The organism is Pseudomonas sp. RU47, assembly GCF_004011755.1.
GTDB lineage: Bacteria > Pseudomonadota > Gammaproteobacteria > Pseudomonadales > Pseudomonadaceae > Aquipseudomonas.
The window spans coordinates 1,800,532-1,817,743 of the sequence record NZ_CP022411.1; the positions used below are offsets into that span (position 1 = coordinate 1,800,532).

A 17,212-nucleotide genomic window follows, 5' to 3' on the forward strand; every position below is an offset into this window, starting at 1 on the left:
GAATTTTAGGTTTTTTGGGTTTTTAGACCTGTAGGAGCACCCCATTAATGAGCTTCGGCGCCGATGAAGAGATCCTTCAGGATTTCCTGGTTGAGGCCGGCGAGATTCTTGAGCAACTGTCCGAACAACTGGTCGAGCTGGAAAGCCGCCCGGATGACGCAGATCTGCTCAACGCAATTTTTCGCGGTTTCCACACTGTAAAAGGGGGCGCCGGCTTCCTTCAGCTCAATGAGCTGGTGGAGTGCTGTCACATCGCCGAAAACGTGTTCGACATCCTGCGTAAGGGTGAGCGTCGCGTTGATGCAGAACTGATGGACGTTGTCCTCGAAGCGCTGGACGCGGTGAACAGCATGTTCACTGAGGTTCGTGAGCGTGCGCCGATCACCGCTGCCACCCCGGAACTGCTGGCCGCCCTGGCGCGTCTGGCCGAACCGCAATCGGCGGACGAAGCCCCGGCTTCGCCAGTGGCCGAGATGATCGAAGAGCTGGTCGTCGAAGGCGACTCGTCGGGCGACATCACCGATAACGAATTCGAACAACTGCTGGACTCGCTGAACGCCGTCAAGGCTGAAGCGGAAGCCCCGGCCGCTGCTGCACCTGCGCAAACGGCCAATGAAGCCGCGAGCGATGAAATCACCGATGCCGAGTTCGAGTCGTTGCTTGATCAGTTGCACGGCAAAGGTCAGTTCGCGGTGGACGCAGTTGCACCAGCGGTGGCAGCCCCTGCGGCACCGGCCAAGGGCGACAGCTCTGACATCACCGACGACGAATTCGAAGCCCTGCTCGATCAGTTGCACGGCAAGGGCAACTTTGCCGTGGATGCGCTGGAGTCGGCGATTGCTTCGGCACCGGCGCCGGCTGCTCCAGCGGCCGCCGCTGCCGGCAGTGATCTGATCAGCGATCACGAGTTCGAATCGCTGCTCGACGAATTGCACGGTAAAGGCAAGTTCTCCGAAGTCGGCACCGCTGCTGCTGGCAGTGCTTCGACCGTCGCCACGCCTGCTGCCAAGGCACCGGCCGCTGCTGCAGCGCCCAAGGCTGCCGCCAAGCCTGAGCCGAAAGCCGAAGCGCCAAAACCGGCTGCCGCTGCTGCACCGGCTCCGGCCCGTGCGCCGGCGACACCGCCACCGGAAAAACCGGCGAGCGAAGCCGAAACCACCGTGCGCGTCGACACGGCACGTCTCGACGAAATCATGAACATGGTCGGCGAGTTGGTGCTGGTGCGTAACCGTCTGGTGCGTCTGGGCCTGAACAGCGGCGATGAAGCCATGCAAAAGGCCGTGTCGAACCTCGACGTGGTCACGGCTGACTTGCAGACCGCGGTCATGAAGACGCGGATGCAGCCGATCAAGAAGGTCTTCGGGCGCTTCCCGCGTCTGGTTCGCGACCTCGCGCGTCAGCTGAAGAAAGAGATCAACCTGGAACTGGTGGGTGAAGAAACCGACCTCGACAAAAACCTTGTCGAGGCCCTGGCCGACCCGCTGGTCCACTTGGTGCGCAACGCGGTCGACCACGGCATCGAGTCGCCGGAAGAACGCGAAGCGTCGGGCAAGGCCCGTGGCGGTCGCGTGGTGCTGGCGGCCGAACAGGAAGGCGACCACATCCTGCTGTCGATTTCCGATGACGGCAAAGGCATGGACCCGAACGTCCTGCGCGCCATCGCGGTTAAACGCGGGGTGATGGACAAGGACGCGGCCGATCGCCTGAGCGATACCGAGTGCTACAACCTGATTTTCGCCCCGGGTTTCTCGACCAAGACCGAGATCTCCGACGTCTCCGGCCGTGGTGTCGGCATGGACGTGGTGAAGACCAAGATTTCCCAGCTCAACGGTTCGATCAACATCTACTCGACCAAGGGCCAAGGCTCGAAGATCGTCATCAAGGTGCCGCTGACCCTCGCGATCATGCCAACCCTGATGGTCATGCTCGGCAATCAGGCGTTTGCGTTCCCGTTGGTCAACGTCAACGAAATCTTCCACCTCGACCTGTCGACCACCAACGTCGTCGACGGCCAGGAAGTGGTGATCGTGCGGGACAAGGCGCTGCCGTTGTTCTACCTCAAGCGCTGGCTGGTCAGCTCCGCCGCTCACGAAGAGCAGCGTGAAGGCCACGTGGTGATCCTTTCGGTGGGCACCCAGCGGATCGGCTTCGTCGTCGATCAACTGGTCGGCCAGGAGGAAGTGGTCATCAAGCCATTGGGCAAAATGCTGCAGGGCACTCCGGGCATGTCCGGCGCCACCATCACCGGTGACGGCCGCATCGCGCTGATTCTCGATGTTCCAAGCATGCTCAAGCGTTACGCCGCACGGCGTATTTGAATCCGGGGCGGCGGGGCGACAACGTCCCGCCGCACCTAATGGAGTGTTTATGGCAGTCAAAGTCCTGGTGGTGGACGATTCGGGTTTTTTCCGCCGCCGCGTCTCGGAAATTCTTTCTGCGGATCCGAGCATTCAAGTGGTCGGCACTGCAACCAACGGTAAAGAGGCGATTGATCAGGCGCTGGCGCTCAAGCCGGACGTGATCACCATGGACTACGAGATGCCGATGATGGACGGCATCACGGCAGTGCGGCACATCATGCAGCGCTGCCCGACCCCGGTGTTGATGTTCTCCTCGCTGACCCATGAAGGCGCCCGGGTCACTCTGGACGCGCTGGATGCCGGCGCGGTGGATTTCCTGCCGAAGAATTTCGAAGACATCTCGCGTAACCCGGAGAAGGTCAAGCAACTGCTGTGCGAGAAGGTCCATAGCATCTCGCGCAGTAATCGTCGTTTCAGTGCTTATAGCGCGCCGGCTCCCGTTGCTGCCCCAGCACCGACGCCTGCTCCGGCGCCGTCGAGTTTCGGCAGCCACAGCAGCAGTCACAGCACCAGCGTGCCGGCACGTCCGGCTCCAGCGCCGGCACCGACTCGCGCCCCGGCCGCCAGCGCTTCGTCGCCCGCGCCGAAACGCAAAGCTTACAAACTGGTTGCCATCGGTACTTCGACGGGCGGCCCGGTGGCCCTGCAACGCGTGCTGACTCAGTTGCCGGCGAATTTCCCGGCGCCGATCGTGCTGATCCAGCACATGCCGGCGGCATTCACCAAGGCCTTCGCCGAACGTCTCGACAAGCTGTGCCGCATCAGCGTCAAGGAAGCCGAGGATGGCGACATCCTGCGTCCGGGCCTGGCGTTGCTCGCACCGGGTGGCAAGCAAATGATGATCGATGGCCGTGGCGCGGTGAAAATCCTCCCGGGCGACGAGCGTCTGAACTACAAGCCGTGCGTGGACATCACCTTCGGTTCGGCGGCGAAATCCTACGGCGACAAAGTTCTGGCGGTGGTGTTGACCGGCATGGGCGCCGACGGCCGTGAAGGCGCGCGTCTGCTCAAGCAGGGCGGTAGCGCCGTGTGGGCGCAGGATGAAGCCAGTTGTGTGATCTACGGCATGCCGATGGCTATCGTCAAAGCCGACCTCGCCGACGCGGTATACAGCCTCGACGACATCGGCAAACACATTGTCGAGGCGTGTATCTGATGGATGTTCTAAGCCTTATCGGGATCATCATGGCGTTCGTCGCCATCATCGGTGGTAACTACCTTGAAGGTGGTCACCTCGGTGCGCTGGCCAACGGCCCGGCGGCATTGATCGTACTGGGCGGCACCATCGGTGCCGCACTGCTGCAATCGCCGATGAGCGCGTTCAAACGCGCCATGCAGATTCTGGCGTGGATCTTCTTCCCGCCGCGTGTGGACTTGGCCGGCGGCATTGATCGCGTGGTCAACTGGAGCCTCACCGCACGCAAGGAAGGTCTGCTCGGTCTGGAAGGCGTGGCCGATGCCGAACCGGACAACTACTCGCGCAAGGGCCTGCAACTGCTGGTCGACGGTGCCGAGCCGGAAGCGATTCGCAGCATCCTCGAAGTGGATTTCTACACCCAGGAAGCGCGCGACATCGAAGCCGCGAAAGTCTTCGAAAGCATGGGCGGCTACGCGCCGACCATCGGCATCATCGGCGCGGTGATGGGCCTGATCCACGTGATGGGCAATCTTGCTGATCCGACCCAGTTGGGCAGCGGCATTGCTGTGGCTTTCGTCGCGACCATCTATGGTGTGGCCAGTGCCAACCTGATCCTGCTGCCGGTGGCAGCCAAATTGAAGTCAATCGCGTTGCGGCAGTCGCGTTATCGCGAAATGTTGTTGGAAGGCATTTTGTCGATCGCCGAAGGTGAAAACCCTCGCTCCATTGAGTTGAAGCTGCAAGGCTTCATGGATTAAGGGAATAACCTCATGGCACGTCGTCGCCACCAGGAAGAGCATGTAAACCACGAACGCTGGCTGGTTTCCTACGCTGACTTCATCACGTTGCTGTTCGCGTTCTTCGTGGTCATGTACTCGATTTCGTCGATCAACGAAGGCAAGTACAAGGAAATTTCCGAAGCGCTGGTCGGTGTCTTCAAAGACTCCGACCGCGCGCTCAAACCGATCCAGATCGGCGACGAACGGCCGAAAACCGTGACCCCGGCCAAGCCGCTGGTCAAAGATGCCGAGCAGATCGATGCCGGTATCGCCGGCGCCAGCGATCCGTTGAAAAGCATCGCCGATGACATCAGCGCCGCATTCGGCGACTTGATCAGCTCCAACCAGATGACCGTGCGCGGCAACGAGTTGTGGGTCGAGATCGAACTCAACTCCAGCCTGCTGTTCGGCAGTGGCGATGCCATGCCAAGCGACATCGCCTTCAACATCATCGACAAGGTGGCGGCGATTCTGAAACCGTTCGATAACCCGATTCACGTCGAGGGTTTCACCGACGATCAACCGATCCGCACGGCGCAGTATCCGACCAACTGGGAACTGTCTTCGGCGCGTTCGGCGAGCATCGTGCGCATGCTGGCCATGCAGGGTGTGAACCCTGGCCGATTGGCATCGGTGGGTTACGGCGAGTTTCAACCGGTGGCCAACAACGCTACCGCTGAAGGCCGGGGGAAAAACCGCCGGGTGGTTCTGGTGGTCTCGCGAAACCTCGATGTGCGCCGCAGCCTGACGGGCACTGGAACCGCTAACGCGCAACCGGACGCTGCGTTGAAGCGTGCTGGCACACAAACTGCACCGACCCCGGTCAAGACGCCGGGACGCGAGAGTGCCGTCAATTCTCCGTCACCCGCATTAACACGCTGAGCTATGTCTCGGTCGAGCATATCGGCCGGGAGGAACGAACTGAATGAGAGTCTGGGCAGTCGCCAATCAAAAGGGTGGTGTCGGTAAAACCACATCTTCCATCGCTTTAGCCGGATTGCTGGCCGAGGCGGGCAAGCGCGTGGTTGTGGTCGATCTCGACCCGCACGGCTCGATGACCAGCTATTTCGGCTACGACCCCGACAGCCTGGAACACAGCAACTACGACCTGTTTCTGCACAAGGGCAGCGTGCCGCAAGGCCTGCCGGGGCAGTTGTTGTTGTCGACCAGTGACGAACGTATTTCCCTGCTACCGTCGAGCACCGCGCTGGCGACCCTTGAGCGTCAGTCGCCGGGGCAGAGTGGTTTGGGTCTGGTGATCGCCAAGAGTCTGGCGCAGCTGTGGCAGGATTTCGATTACGCGGTGATCGACAGCCCGCCGTTGCTCGGCGTGCTGATGGTCAACGCCCTCGCGGCGAGCCAGCAACTGGTGATCCCGGTGCAGACCGAACACCTGGCCGTCAAAGGTCTGGAGCGTATGGTCAACACCCTGGCGATGATCAACCGCTCGCGCAAACAGGCATTGCCGTTCAGCATCGTGCCGACCCTGTTTGATCGCCGTACTCAGGCCTCGATGCATACCTTGCGCGTGCTGCGTGACAAATTTCCCGACGAGATCTGGCAGGGTTATATCCCGGTCGATACCCGTCTGCGCGACGCCAGCCGGGCCGGTGTCACGCCTTCGCAATTCGACGGCAAGAGCCGTGGCGTGCTGGCGTATCGCGCGCTGCTCAAGCACCTGTTGGCGCAACAACTTGTTCCGCAGGTGGCTTGAGATGAACCTGTCCCGATCACGCCTGCCTGACTTGCACAAATCCTGTGGGAGCGAGCCTGCTCGCGAAGCAAGCGACGCGGTTTCCCTATCCGGCGCTGTTGACCGATGAACCGCCCAGTCAAGCTCACATCGCGTCCGCAATTGGCGCTGCAGTCTTATCTGGATAATTTGCTGCAGGAAATTCCTGAGGAGCTGCCGCCGGTCATTGAGGCGCAGCCTGAAGTTGTGGAAAGCAGCGAGGCGCTGGACGAGTTCCAGGCTGCGGTACTGGAAGAGCAGGCACGTGATGCGCAGAAGGCTGCCCGGCCTGCTGCGCCGGTTGCCGCGCCTGCCGCCGCAGCGGTGACCAAAGCACCGATTGCATTGATCGAAGAGGCCGAGCCGGTTCGCGCATCGGTTTCGACACTCGCACCGCTGCTGCAAACCCAATTGCTGAAAACCGCGCCGGAACCGGAAGTGGTCGAACCGGCCCCAGCACCTGCTCCGGTTGCACCCGCACCCGTCGAGCAGACGCTGGTGCCGCCGCTGGTGGAAGTGCATCTGCCGCCTAACAACACGCCGCCACCGGTGGAAACCGATGGTCGCCCGGCCTGGGCCTCGGAAGCGTTCGAATGCCTGCTGTTCGACGTCGCCGGCCTGACCCTAGCGGTGCCGCTGGTATGCCTCGGCTCGATCTATTCGCTGGCCGGTCACGAGCTGACGCCGTTGTTCGGTCAGCCGGAATGGTTCCTCGGGATCCTGCCGAGTCAGGCCGGCAATCTGAAAGTGTTGGATACCGCGCGCTGGGTCATGCCGGATCGCTATCGCGATGACTTCCGTCAGGGCTTGCAGTACGTGATTTCGGTACAAGGTTACGAGTGGGGGCTGGCGGTGCATCAGGTCAGCCGCTCGTTGCGTCTGGACCCGAATGAAATCAAATGGAGAAGTCACCGGGGTCAGCGGCCATGGCTCGCCGGCACCGTGATTGAGCACATGTGTGCATTGCTTGACGTTTCCGCACTGGCCGAGTTGATCGCCAGCGGTGGGGCAAAGCACCTGAGCGGCCACAAGCCGCTACATAAACCGACATAGCAGCCGACATAACAATCAGGCGACGGCATTGTTGAATGCCGCCACACAGAACACACACCGCCCAGAGCGGTTTTTTCGAGGGGTCAGGGTATGAGTAGTCAGGCGACGAATGCAAAAGGTTCTGAAGATCCGATCCTGCAATGGGTTACCTTCAAACTGGACAACGAAACCTACGGCATCAACGTGATGCGCGTTCAGGAAGTGCTGCGCTACACCGAGATCGCTCCGGTGCCGGGCGCGCCAAGCTACGTGCTGGGCATCATCAACCTGCGCGGTAACGTGGTCACCGTGATCGACACCCGTCAGCGCTTCGGCCTGAACAGCGGCGAGATCAGCGACAACACCCGTATCGTCATCATCGAAGCCGACAAGCAAGTCGTCGGCATCATGGTCGACAGCGTGGCCGAAGTGGTTTACCTGCGTCAGTCGGAAATCGAGACGGCGCCGAACGTCGGCAACGAAGAGTCGGCCAAGTTCATCCAGGGCGTGTGCAACAAGAACAACGAGTTGCTGATCCTGGTCGAGCTGGACAAGATGATGAGCGAAGAAGAATGGTCGGACCTGGAGAATATCTGATTGATTCTCGAGGTTGCGGTCATTGTCCTGTTCCTCTTCTGGGCAGGCACGCTGGCAATGTTTGTGTCGTACATCAAGGCGCAAAAAGTCATTGCTGCGCAACAGGCTCAGGGCGATGCGCTGCGTGATCAGCGCATCAAGGACCTGGCCAAGCGCGTCGACGATTACCAGAACGGTAATGTGCGCATGGGCGAGGCGCTGCACGAGTTGCGTGCGGTAGTCAGCCCTTTGCCGGACAAGATCGTTCAGCTGGAACAGCGCGATCCATCGAGCCTGTCGTTCGCCCAAGCGGCGAAACTGGTGGGCATGGGTGCGAGCGTTGATGAACTGACTCAGTCCTGCGGGTTGACCCAGGCTGAGGCGGAGTTGATGCGCAAACTTCACAAGAACTGATTGTCGTACCGGGATCGTTCCCACGCTCTGCGTGGGAATGCATCTTGGGACGCTCCGCGTTCCGCCTGTGAAATGTGACGCAGAGCGTCACGGGCGGCATTCCCACGCAGAGCGTGGGAACGATCAGTAATCATCGCCGCGATCGGTGACGTCCTTCTCGACCATCGGCGCATTCGGGTCCTGCCCCTCTGGGAATTTGCCCTTCAGATTCCACGCAAACGCGATGATCTCGGCGATGGTGCGATACAGCTCCTCTGGAATGCTGTCGCCCAATTCCATGCGCGCCAACAAGCGCACCAATTCGGCGTTCTCATAGATCGGCACTTCGCAATCGCGAGCAATGCGCAGGATTTCTTCGGCCAGTTCCTCATCACCTTTGGCGGTGAGGGTCGGGGCGTGGTTGCCGTCGTACTTGAGGGCGATGGCCTGGCGTGGGGCAGTGGAATCGTTCATGCGGTTTCGTCGACCCAGCGGTGTTCGAGACGGGTTTGGTTGCCTTGCGGCGGGGTGCCGAGGTGGCAGTCGATGTCGCCAACGTTGAGCCCGCGATCGAGTAGGCGCTGACGCAGGGCGAACAGGTTGTTGCCGATCAGATCGGCGGTGTACGGCCGTTCGGCCCACAGTTGGCTGGACAGGCTGCCGGCGATCAGTTGCGCCTGAATCTGCATCGGCCCGAGCGGCTCCATGTCGAACGCCAGATCGACGCGCCACAGTTGTTGCTTGGGCTCGCGCTCGTCGCGGCGTTCGTTTGGTTGCGGCTCTCGCTCCGGCGCTTCTTCACGCTGGAACTTGACCTGCAACGGCACGATGTCCTGCAGGTTGCGCATGGGGATCTCCAGCTGCCAGGTGCTGAGCAGACGCCCGTCGTCGGTAACGCCGGTCTGTTCCAGGCTCGACAGTTGGTGGCTTTGCAGGCGCGAAACCGCTGCGGCGGCGAGGCGCAACAACTGTTCCAGATCACCTTCGCCGTCCAGGCTTTGCAGCAAACGCTCGGGCAGCGGGAAGCTGCTCGGTACCGGTTTGGCGCTGACCTGGCCGAGCATGCCGAGGGCGTTGCGGACGAAACTCGGCAGCGCTTGCGCCAGGGTGTTGGCGGCGATGATCGCGTTGAAACTGGTGTTGCTCGGCAGGCCCGGGGTCAGTTGTGCGATCAGCTTGAGCAAATCGGCTTTCATGTCCGGAGCCAGCGTCGGGTTCTGGCCGGTCAACAGTTTGGCTTCGAGGAACGCGCCGCTGTTGGCCAGCGCCAGCGCCACGCCTTTGGCGGTGCTCAGTTGTTGCACGTCCGGGAGGCTGGCGAGCAGTTTTTCGACCGCCGCACGCAGATCTGCCGAGGTCGAGTCATCGGCTGGCGGCAGATTCTGTAATGCGTTCAACAGACCGCTGAGCGAAGCCTGGCGACTTTGCTGGCCGACCAGTTGCTGACTGACGGCCAGTTGTTCCTGGCGGCTGCTCATGGGCAGAAACTTGAGAGTTTGTGAATCTTCCACCAACGCCGAAAGCAAAGTGCCAATGCGCAGCGGCTGCGGGCTGTCGATGGTCAGTGTGCTGCCGCTCTGCGCGGTATTGAGCAGAGTGACCAGCGAGCGGAATACCGCGGCTTGCCCCGGCGTCTGCGGCAGCGCCTGCGAGGTCAGCACCTTGCCTTGCAGCAGCGTACCGACCGGCAATTGTGCGGTGTCGATGCGGGTGAGGGCGGCGACGCTGCTGGCAATGGCTTGCTGCACGGTAATCGCCAGGTTGCCCGCCGATGGCTGGGTGATCGCCAGGCTGGTGCCTTGGGGCAGCGGCAGATTGCTGGTCGCCTGCACGGTGGTCTGGCGTCCGCCGTCGACGGTGACCTTGAGCAATAACTGAAAGGTCTGATCCGCCTGCTTGAGCGACAACACCTCGGCCTTGGCGCTTTGCCCGGCGCCGATCAGGCCTTCGACCGGGGTCAGCAGCTTGAGCAGCTCACCGACCTGCGGGCGAACGGTCGCCGGGGTAGTGGGCGGGAGCGGGAGGATGTTCATTTCGCCTGTCATACGCGGACACAACCTGAGGAAAATGCACTCTTGAGAGTAAGGCACGACATGTATAATGCCGCCCGTCTTGCGCTTCGAATAAAAAACATAGCAATTGTTTGACCCAGCTCTCTAGATCGAGCCGTCAATGCATCTATGCTGCATCTCTTTAACGGCCGCGCCAGAGCCGACTTGAACCGTATAAGGCCCGTGATCCCTTGACCAGTCCTGTCCTGCAAACCGTTGCCCTCGCGTGTGAACGTGATCTGCGGCTGCTCTTCGAAAATCTCGAATTGAGACTCGCCAGTGGCGATATGGTGCAGATCAGCGGACCCAACGGCAGCGGCAAGACTAGCCTTTTGCGTCTGTTGTCCGGGCTGATGCAGCCGACCGCCGGGCAAGTCCTGCTCAATGGCCAGCCGCTGACCGAACAACGCAGCGAACTCGCACGCAACCTGCTGTGGATCGGCCACGCCGCCGGGATCAAGGATCTGCTGACTCCGGAGGAGAACCTGTCGTGGCTCTGCGCCCTGCATCATCCCGCCGAACGCGAGGCCATCTGGCAAGCGTTGGCAGCTGTAGGATTGCGCGGCTTCGAAGATGTTCCCTGCCACAGCCTGTCCGCCGGTCAGCAACGCCGTGTGGCGCTGGCGCGTTTGTATCTGGACAGCCCGCCGTTGTGGATTCTCGATGAGCCGTTTACTGCCCTTGATAAACAAGGCGTGGCACAACTTGAAGAACATCTGGCCGGGCACTGCGAACGCGGCGGTCTGGTGGTGTTGACCACGCACCACACGCTGAGCCGGATGCCGGCCGGTTATCGCGACATCGATCTGGGGAACTGGGCAGTATGAGTGTGTTTGGCCTGCTGGTTGCCCGTGAATCCCGACTGCTGTTTCGCCGCCCGGCGGAGCTGGCCAATCCACTGATTTTCTTCGCCATCGTCATCGCATTGTTCCCGTTGGCTGTCGGCCCGGAAACTCAAGTGTTGCAAAACCTGTCCCCCGGGTTAGTCTGGGTGGCGGCGCTGTTGTCGGTCCTGCTCTCGCTGGACGGGCTGTTCCGCAGTGATTTCGAAGACGGATCCCTGGAACAGTGGGTCCTTTCGTCGCACCCGCTGCCACTTCTGGTCTTGGCCAAGGTGCTGGCACACTGGCTTTTCTCCGGTCTGGCACTGGTTCTGCTCTCACCGCTGCTGGCGTTGATGCTCGGTTTGCCTGCCGCCTGTCTGCCGGTTTTGCTGCTTTCGTTGCTGCTGGGAACACCGGTGCTGAGCTTGCTCGGCGCGGTGGGCGCGGCACTGACGGTCGGTTTGAAACGCGGCGGCCTGTTGCTGGCGCTGCTGATTCTGCCGTTGTACATCCCGGTGTTGATCCTCGGCAGTGGCGCCTTGCAGGCAGCCCTCCAAGGCATGCCGGCGACCGGGTATCTGCTGTGGCTGGGTAGCCTGACCGCCCTGGCGATCACCCTGACACCTTTTGCAATAGCTGCTGGCCTGAAGATCAGCGTCGGCGAATAATGAGGTCTGGTTAAAATTTAACCAGCAAAGACCCTGAGACTGCTCACACCGATGAGCGGCACCCGTGATGGAAACAGTATGAACTGGACCTGGTTTCACAAGCTCGGCTCGCCCAAGTGGTTCTACGGCATCAGCAGCAAGTTCCTGCCGTGGTTGAGCATTGCAGCGTTGCTGCTGATTGGTGTCGGCGTCGTTTGGGGCCTGGCCTTCGCGCCGCCGGACTATCAGCAAGGCAACAGCTTTCGCATCATCTATATCCACGTACCCGCCGCGATGCTCGCTCAGTCGATCTACGTGATGCTGGCGGTGTGTGGTGTGGTCGGGCTGGTGTGGAAGATGAAACTGGCCGACGTCGCCCTGCAATGCGCCGCTCCGATCGGCGCGTGGATGACCGCCGTGGCGCTGGTCACCGGGGCGATCTGGGGCAAACCGACGTGGGGCTCGTGGTGGGTCTGGGATGCGCGCCTGACCTCGATGCTGATTCTGCTGTTCCTGTATTTCGGCGTGATCGCGCTGGGCAATGCGATCAGCAACCGCGACAGCGCCGCCAAGGCCTGCGCGGTGCTGGCCATCGTCGGTGTGATCAACATTCCGATCATCAAATACTCGGTGGAGTGGTGGAACACCCTGCACCAGGGCGCGACCTTCACCCTCACGGAAAAACCGGCGATGCCGGCGGAAATGTGGCTGCCGCTGCTGCTGACGGTGCTGGGTTTCTACTGCTTCTTCGGCGCCGTGCTGTTGCTGCGCATGCGTCTTGAAGTGCTCAAGCGCGAAGCCCGCGCCAGTTGGGTGAAAGAAGAAGTGCAGCACAGTCTGGAGGCCGCTCGATGAGTTTTGCTTCATTCGGCGACTTCCTCGCCATGGGCCATCATGGCCTGTATGTCTGGTCGGCCTACGGCATCTGTCTGGCGGTGCTGATCCTCAACGTGGTGGCGCCGATTGCGGCCCGCAAGCGCTATCTGCAACAAGAGGCGCGTCGTCTGCGCCGGGAGAACGGCAAGTGAATCCGCTGCGCAAGAAACGTCTGATCATCATTCTGGCCATTCTGGTCGGGGTCGGCGCTGCCGTCGGCCTGGCCCTCAGCGCCCTGCAGCAGAACATCAATCTGTTTTACACGCCGACTCAGATCGCCAATGGCGAAGCCCCGCAAGATACGCGCATCCGCGCCGGCGGCATGGTTGAGGCCGGTTCGCTGCAGCGCTCGAAGGATTCGCTGGACGTCAAATTCGTCGTCACCGACTTCAATAAATCCGTGACCATCGCCTATCGCGGCATCCTCCCGGATCTGTTCCGCGAAGGGCAGGGCATCGTCGCCCTCGGCAAGCTCAACGCCGACGGTGTGGTGGTGGCCGATGAAGTGCTGGCCAAGCACGACGAGAAGTACATGCCGCCGGAAGTGACCAAAGCCTTGAAAGACAGTGGTCAATCCGCCCCAACGCCTGCGAAGGAGGGTTGATCGATGACCTCGGCGATTTTTATTCCTGAGCTCGGTCATCTGGCGATGATTCTGGCGCTGTGTTTTGCGCTGGTGCAGGCCGTGGTGCCATTGGTCGGTGCCTGGCGCGGCGACCGTTTCTGGATGAGTCTGGCCCAGCCCGCCGCATGGGGGCAGTTTGCTTTTCTGCTGTTCGCGTTCGGCATTTTGACCTACGCGTTCATGACCGATGACTTCTCCGTCGCGTATGTGGCGAACAACTCCAATACCGCGTTGCCGTGGTACTACAAATTCAGCGCGGTGTGGGGCGCCCACGAAGGGTCGTTGCTGCTGTGGGCGCTGATTCTCGGTGGCTGGACCTTCGCCGTGTCGGTGTTCTCCCGGCAGTTACCGCAAGTGATGCTCGCCCGCGTCTTGGCGGTGATGGGCATGATCAGCACCGGTTTCCTGCTGTTCCTGATTCTCACGTCCAACCCGTTCAAACGTATCCTGCCGCAAATGCCGAGCAATGGCGCTGACCTCAATCCACTGCTGCAAGACATTGGCCTGATCGTTCACCCGCCGATGTTGTACATGGGTTACGTCGGTTTTTCGGTGGCGTTTGCCTTCGCCATTGCGGCGTTGATGGGCGGTCGTCTCGATGCCGCGTGGGCACGCTGGTCGCGTCCGTGGACCATCGTCGCCTGGGCCTTCCTCGGCATCGGCATCACCCTCGGTTCGTGGTGGGCCTACTACGAACTCGGCTGGGGCGGCTGGTGGTTCTGGGACCCGGTGGAAAACGCCTCCTTCATGCCTTGGCTGGTCGGCACCGCGCTGATTCACTCGCTGGCGGTCACGGAAAAACGCGGCGTGTTCAAGAGCTGGACGGTGTTGCTGGCGATTGCCGCGTTCTCGCTGAGCCTGCTCGGTACGTTCCTGGTGCGCTCCGGCGTGCTGACTTCGGTGCACGCATTTGCCTCCGATCCTGAGCGTGGCGTGTTCATCCTGATCTTCCTGTTGTTCGTGGTTGGCGGCTCGCTGACGCTGTTCGCCCTGCGTGCGCCAGTGGTGAAAAGTCAGGTCGGCTTCAACCTGTGGTCGCGGGAAACCCTGCTGCTGGGCAACAACCTGGTGCTGGTGGTGGCGGCGTCGATGATCCTGCTCGGCACGCTCTATCCACTGATTCTCGATGCCCTGAGCGGCGCGAAGATGTCGGTCGGCCCGCCGTACTTCAACGCGCTGTTCATTCCGTTGATGGCGTTGCTGATGATGGTGATGGCGGTCGGTGTGATCGTGCGCTGGAAAGACACCCCGGTGAAATGGCTGGCCAGCATGCTCACGCCAGTGCTGCTTGGCAGCGTCGCGCTGGCGGTGGTGGCCGGTGTCGCTTACGGCGATTTCAACTGGGCGGTGATCGCGACTTTCCTGCTCGCCGCGTGGGTGTTGCTCGCCGGTGTGCGTGACATCGTCGACAAGACTCGCCACAAAGGCCTGATCAAAGGTTTGCCAACGCTGACCCGCAGTTATTGGGGCATGCAGATCGCGCACCTCGGCATCGCCGTGTGCGCGCTGGGCGTAGTGTTGTCGAGTCAGAACAGTGCCGAACGCGACTTGCGTCTGGCGCCGGGCGAGTCGATGGACCTGGCCGGTTATCACTTCGTCTTCGAAGGCGCCAAGCACTTCGAAGGGCCGAACTTCACCTCTGATAAAGGCACCATTCGGGTGATCCGCGACGGCAAGGAAATCAGTGTTCTGCACCCGGAAAAACGTTTGTACACCGTGCAGAACTCGGTGATGACCGAAGCCGGGATCGACGCCGGTTTCACCCGCGACCTCTACGTTGCCCTCGGCGAACCGCTGGACAACGGCGCGTGGGCGGTGCGGGTGCACGTCAAACCGTTCGTGCGCTGGATCTGGTTCGGCGGTTTGCTCACCGGGTTCGGTGGATTGCTGGCGGCGCTGGATCGACGTTATCGGGTCAAGGTGAAAGCCAAGGTGCGTGAAGCACTGGGCATGACAGGAGCGGCTGCATGAGACGTTGGTTGATGCTGGTGCCACTGGCGATTTTCCTGCTGGTGGCGGTATTTCTTTATCGCGGTCTGTACCTCGATCCGGCGGAGTTGCCGTCGGCGATGATCAACAAGCCGTTCCCGGAGTTTTCCCTGCCAAACGTGCAGGGCGACAAGAGCCTGACCAAGGCTGACATTCTCGGCAAACCGGCGCTGGTCAACGTCTGGGGCACCTGGTGCATTTCCTGCCGGGTCGAGCATCCGGTGCTGAACAAGCTCGCCGAGCGTGGCGTGGTGATCTACGGCATCAACTACAAGGACACCAACGCCGATGCCTTGAAGTGGCTGGCCGAGTTTCACAATCCGTATGCGCTGGACATCCGCGACGACGAAGGCTCGCTGGGCCTGAATCTCGGCGTCTACGGTGCGCCGGAAACCTTCTTCATCGACGCCAAGGGCATCATCCGCGATAAGTATGTCGGCGTGATCGACGAGCAGGTCTGGCGCGAAAAACTCGCGGCCAAGTATCAGGCGCTGGTCGACGAGGCCAAGCCATGAAGCGATTTTTAGCCGCTGCCGTGTTGGGCTTGAGTCTGGTCGGTGTCGCCCATGCGGCCATTGATACTTACGAGTTCGCCAAAGAAGGTGATCGCGAGCGTTTCCGCGAACTGACCAAGGAACTGCGCTGCCCCAAGTGCCAGAACCAGGACATCGCCGACTCCAACGCACCGATTGCCGCGGACTTGCGCAAAGAGATTTTCCGCATGCTCGGCGAGGGCAAGGACAACCAGCAGATCATCGATTTCATGGTTGATCGCTACGGTGATTTCGTCCGCTACAAACCGGCGCTCAATGCCAAAACGGCGTTGCTGTGGTTCGGCCCGGCCGGGCTGCTGCTCGGCGGTGTCGTGGTGATCGCGGTGATCGTCCGCCGTCGTCGCGGCCAGCGTGCCGAGACTCCGCAAGCGCTGTCCAGCGAAGAGCGTCAGCGCCTCGACCAACTGTTGGATAAAAACCAAGAATGATTGATTTCTGGCTTGCCGCAGGGCTGTTGCTTCTGGTCGCCCTGAGTTTCCTGCTGATCCCGGTGCTGCGTGAACGTCGCGCCCAGCGTGAAGAGGATCGTACTGCCCTGAACGTCGCGCTGTATCAGGAGCGTGTCGCCGAGTTGCAGTCGCAACAGGCTGAAGGCGTACTCGACGCTGCGCAAATGGACAGCGGTCGTGCCGAGGCAGCGCGTGAGTTGCTGGCGGATACCGAAGGTGTTGCCGCACCGCGTATCTCGAAACTGGGTAAACCGTTGCCGTTGCTGGCGGCGGTGTTGGTGCCTGTGTTGGGTCTGGGCCTGTATATGCACTTCGGTGCTGCCGACAAGGTCGAGCTGACCCGCGAATTCGCCCAGGCACCGCAGTCGATGGAAGAGATGACCCAACGTCTGGAACGTGCCGTCGCGGCGCAACCGGACTCTGCGGAAGGCTTGTACTTTCTCGGCCGTACTTACATGGCGCAAGAGCGCCCGGCGGACGCGGCGAAGATGTTCGAACGCGCTGCCAATCTTGCCGGTCGTCAGCCGGAACTGCTTGGCCAGTGGGCGCAGGCGCAGTACTTCGCCGACGGCAAAAAATGGTCGGCAAAGATTCAGGCGCTGACCGACGAAGCGCTGAAGGCTGATCCGAAAGAAGTCACCAGCCTCGGTCTGCTCGGCATCGCTGCGTTTGAAGGCGAGCGTTATCAGGAGGCCATCAATTACTGGAACCGCTTGCTTGCGCAATTGCCGCCGGAGGATAGCTCCCGCGCCGCGTTGCAGGGCGGGATCAAACGCGCCGCCGAGCGCCTGGAAAGCAGTGGCGGCAAAGTCGCTCAGGCACCCGTAGCCGCGAAAGCCGCGCTGTTGAAAGTCAGCGTCGATCTGGCCAGCGAACTCAGAAGCAAAGTGCAACCGGGTGACAGCGTGTTCATCTTTGCCCGCGCCACCTCCGGCCCACCGGCACCGTTGGCGGCCAAACGTCTGACCGTGGCCGATTTGCCGGTGACCGTCGAACTGGGCGATGCCGACGCAATGATGCCGCAGTTGAAACTGTCGAACTTCCCTGAAGTCCAACTGGTTGCGCGCATCTCACGGGCTGGTCAACCGACCGCCGGTGAGTGGGTCGGTCGCAGCGGCCCTCTGGCCAGCAGCACCACTGCGCTACAAAAACTGACCATCGACAGCCCGGACAAATAGCCGGACACA

General features: G+C 61.3%; 19 protein-coding genes. 17 read left to right on the top strand and 2 right to left on the bottom strand.

The annotated features are described in order from the left end of the window. Positions 1 to 47: 47 nt before the first annotated feature. From CCX46_RS08185 to CCX46_RS08220, 8 genes are all read left to right on the top strand, one after another. On the top strand, positions 48 to 2,318 hold the full coding sequence (locus CCX46_RS08185; RefSeq protein WP_127926327.1) for a chemotaxis protein CheA: 2,271 nt from the start codon (positions 48 to 50) through the stop codon (positions 2,316 to 2,318). Positions 2,319 to 2,367: 49 nt separating this feature from the next. After that, the gene (locus CCX46_RS08190) at positions 2,368 to 3,516 is read left to right on the top strand and encodes a protein-glutamate methylesterase/protein-glutamine glutaminase (RefSeq protein ID WP_127926328.1); all 1,149 of its coding nucleotides are present in this window, start codon (positions 2,368 to 2,370) and stop codon (positions 3,514 to 3,516) included. Next, positions 3,516 to 4,256, top strand: a complete 741-nt coding sequence (locus CCX46_RS08195) for a flagellar motor protein (protein ID WP_008077689.1) — start codon at positions 3,516 to 3,518, stop codon at positions 4,254 to 4,256. The genes CCX46_RS08190 and CCX46_RS08195 overlap by 1 nt, the downstream gene beginning before the upstream one ends. A gap of 12 nt (positions 4,257 to 4,268) precedes the next feature. Further along, complete coding sequence (motD, locus tag CCX46_RS08200) at positions 4,269 to 5,159, top strand: flagellar motor protein MotD (protein ID WP_064390875.1); 891 nt, start codon at positions 4,269 to 4,271, stop codon at positions 5,157 to 5,159. A gap of 43 nt (positions 5,160 to 5,202) precedes the next feature. Continuing rightward, positions 5,203 to 5,991: a ParA family protein gene (locus CCX46_RS08205; protein ID WP_008077691.1), complete on the top strand. Its 789-nt coding sequence runs from the start codon at positions 5,203 to 5,205 to the stop codon at positions 5,989 to 5,991. A 105-nt stretch (positions 5,992 to 6,096) separates the two neighbouring features. Next, positions 6,097 to 7,062 (top strand): CheW domain-containing protein, encoded by a 966-nt coding sequence (locus CCX46_RS08210; protein ID WP_127926329.1) that lies wholly within the window; start codon positions 6,097 to 6,099, stop codon positions 7,060 to 7,062. Between the two features lie 90 nt (positions 7,063 to 7,152). Beyond that, entirely contained in the window at positions 7,153 to 7,638 is a 486-nt protein-coding gene (locus tag CCX46_RS08215) for a chemotaxis protein CheW (RefSeq protein WP_007919980.1), read from the top strand. Next, positions 7,639 to 8,031, top strand: coding sequence for a DUF2802 domain-containing protein (locus tag CCX46_RS08220; RefSeq protein WP_008083419.1), 393 nt, complete (start codon positions 7,639 to 7,641; stop codon positions 8,029 to 8,031). A gap of 123 nt (positions 8,032 to 8,154) precedes the next feature. Here the strand turns inward: CCX46_RS08220 and CCX46_RS08225 are convergent, their stop codons facing one another. Then, on the bottom strand, positions 8,155 to 8,484 hold the full coding sequence (locus CCX46_RS08225; protein ID WP_123452755.1) for an EscU/YscU/HrcU family type III secretion system export apparatus switch protein: 330 nt from the start codon (positions 8,482 to 8,484) through the stop codon (positions 8,155 to 8,157). Continuing rightward, entirely contained in the window at positions 8,481 to 10,055 is a 1,575-nt protein-coding gene (fliK, locus tag CCX46_RS08230; RefSeq protein WP_127926330.1) for a flagellar hook-length control protein FliK, read from the bottom strand. Before fliK ends, CCX46_RS08225 begins: the two co-directional genes overlap by 4 nt. 197 nt (positions 10,056 to 10,252) lie before the next feature. Here fliK and ccmA point away from each other — a divergent pair, with 197 nt between their 5' ends. The 9 genes from ccmA to ccmI all read left to right on the top strand — a co-directional run bounded on the left by ccmA (position 10,253) and on the right by ccmI (position 17,203). After that, positions 10,253 to 10,888, top strand: a complete 636-nt coding sequence (gene ccmA / locus CCX46_RS08235; RefSeq protein WP_016987486.1) for a cytochrome c biogenesis heme-transporting ATPase CcmA — start codon at positions 10,253 to 10,255, stop codon at positions 10,886 to 10,888. Continuing rightward, positions 10,885 to 11,553 carry a heme exporter protein CcmB gene (gene ccmB, locus CCX46_RS08240; RefSeq protein ID WP_007919970.1) on the top strand — a complete coding sequence of 223 codons (669 nt, stop codon included), beginning with the start codon at positions 10,885 to 10,887 and terminating at the stop codon, positions 11,551 to 11,553. The genes ccmA and ccmB overlap by 4 nt, the downstream gene beginning before the upstream one ends. A gap of 78 nt (positions 11,554 to 11,631) precedes the next feature. Continuing rightward, complete coding sequence (locus CCX46_RS08245; protein WP_016987487.1) at positions 11,632 to 12,387, top strand: heme ABC transporter permease; 756 nt, start codon at positions 11,632 to 11,634, stop codon at positions 12,385 to 12,387. After that, positions 12,384 to 12,560, top strand: coding sequence for a heme exporter protein CcmD (ccmD, locus tag CCX46_RS08250; protein ID WP_003222944.1), 177 nt, complete (start codon positions 12,384 to 12,386; stop codon positions 12,558 to 12,560). Before CCX46_RS08245 ends, ccmD begins: the two co-directional genes overlap by 4 nt. Beyond that, positions 12,557 to 13,012 (top strand): cytochrome c maturation protein CcmE, encoded by a 456-nt coding sequence (ccmE, locus tag CCX46_RS08255; protein WP_007919964.1) that lies wholly within the window; start codon positions 12,557 to 12,559, stop codon positions 13,010 to 13,012. Before ccmD ends, ccmE begins: the two co-directional genes overlap by 4 nt. A gap of 3 nt (positions 13,013 to 13,015) precedes the next feature. Further along, on the top strand, positions 13,016 to 15,004 hold the full coding sequence (locus CCX46_RS08260; protein ID WP_127926331.1) for a heme lyase CcmF/NrfE family subunit: 1,989 nt from the start codon (positions 13,016 to 13,018) through the stop codon (positions 15,002 to 15,004). Beyond that, positions 15,001 to 15,537 carry a DsbE family thiol:disulfide interchange protein gene (locus CCX46_RS08265; protein ID WP_007919961.1) on the top strand — a complete coding sequence of 179 codons (537 nt, stop codon included), beginning with the start codon at positions 15,001 to 15,003 and terminating at the stop codon, positions 15,535 to 15,537. The genes CCX46_RS08260 and CCX46_RS08265 overlap by 4 nt, the downstream gene beginning before the upstream one ends. After that, positions 15,534 to 16,004 carry a cytochrome c-type biogenesis protein gene (locus tag CCX46_RS08270; RefSeq protein ID WP_127926332.1) on the top strand — a complete coding sequence of 157 codons (471 nt, stop codon included), beginning with the start codon at positions 15,534 to 15,536 and terminating at the stop codon, positions 16,002 to 16,004. The genes CCX46_RS08265 and CCX46_RS08270 overlap by 4 nt, the downstream gene beginning before the upstream one ends. Then, a complete protein-coding gene (gene ccmI / locus CCX46_RS08275; protein ID WP_127926333.1) occupies positions 16,001 to 17,203 on the top strand; it encodes a c-type cytochrome biogenesis protein CcmI in 1,203 nt (400 codons plus the stop codon). Before CCX46_RS08270 ends, ccmI begins: the two co-directional genes overlap by 4 nt. Positions 17,204 to 17,212 lie beyond the last annotated feature (9 nt).

Bases quoted from the DNA above. Each gene is read 5' to 3' on its own strand.
- CCX46_RS08185 (WP_127926327.1), top strand. From the start codon at position 48: ATGAGCTTCGGCGCCGATGAAGAGATCCTTCAGGATTTCCTGGTTGAG.
- CCX46_RS08190 (WP_127926328.1), top strand. From the start codon at position 2,368: ATGGCAGTCAAAGTCCTGGTGGTGGACGATTCGGGTTTTTTCCGCCGC.
- CCX46_RS08195 (WP_008077689.1), top strand. From the start codon at position 3,516: ATGGATGTTCTAAGCCTTATCGGGATCATCATGGCGTTCGTCGCCATC.
- motD (WP_064390875.1), top strand. From the start codon at position 4,269: ATGGCACGTCGTCGCCACCAGGAAGAGCATGTAAACCACGAACGCTGG.
- CCX46_RS08205 (WP_008077691.1), top strand. From the start codon at position 5,203: ATGAGAGTCTGGGCAGTCGCCAATCAAAAGGGTGGTGTCGGTAAAACC.
- CCX46_RS08210 (WP_127926329.1), top strand. From the start codon at position 6,097: ATGAACCGCCCAGTCAAGCTCACATCGCGTCCGCAATTGGCGCTGCAG.
- CCX46_RS08215 (WP_007919980.1), top strand. From the start codon at position 7,153: ATGAGTAGTCAGGCGACGAATGCAAAAGGTTCTGAAGATCCGATCCTG.
- CCX46_RS08225 (WP_123452755.1), bottom strand. From the start codon at position 8,484: ATGAACGATTCCACTGCCCCACGCCAGGCCATCGCCCTCAAGTACGAC.
- fliK (WP_127926330.1), bottom strand. From the start codon at position 10,055: ATGACAGGCGAAATGAACATCCTCCCGCTCCCGCCCACTACCCCGGCG.
- ccmB (WP_007919970.1), top strand. From the start codon at position 10,885: ATGAGTGTGTTTGGCCTGCTGGTTGCCCGTGAATCCCGACTGCTGTTT.
- CCX46_RS08245 (WP_016987487.1), top strand. From the start codon at position 11,632: ATGAACTGGACCTGGTTTCACAAGCTCGGCTCGCCCAAGTGGTTCTAC.
- ccmD (WP_003222944.1), top strand. From the start codon at position 12,384: ATGAGTTTTGCTTCATTCGGCGACTTCCTCGCCATGGGCCATCATGGC.
- CCX46_RS08260 (WP_127926331.1), top strand. From the start codon at position 13,016: ATGACCTCGGCGATTTTTATTCCTGAGCTCGGTCATCTGGCGATGATT.
- CCX46_RS08265 (WP_007919961.1), top strand. From the start codon at position 15,001: ATGAGACGTTGGTTGATGCTGGTGCCACTGGCGATTTTCCTGCTGGTG.
- CCX46_RS08270 (WP_127926332.1), top strand. From the start codon at position 15,534: ATGAAGCGATTTTTAGCCGCTGCCGTGTTGGGCTTGAGTCTGGTCGGT.
- ccmI (WP_127926333.1), top strand. From the start codon at position 16,001: ATGATTGATTTCTGGCTTGCCGCAGGGCTGTTGCTTCTGGTCGCCCTG.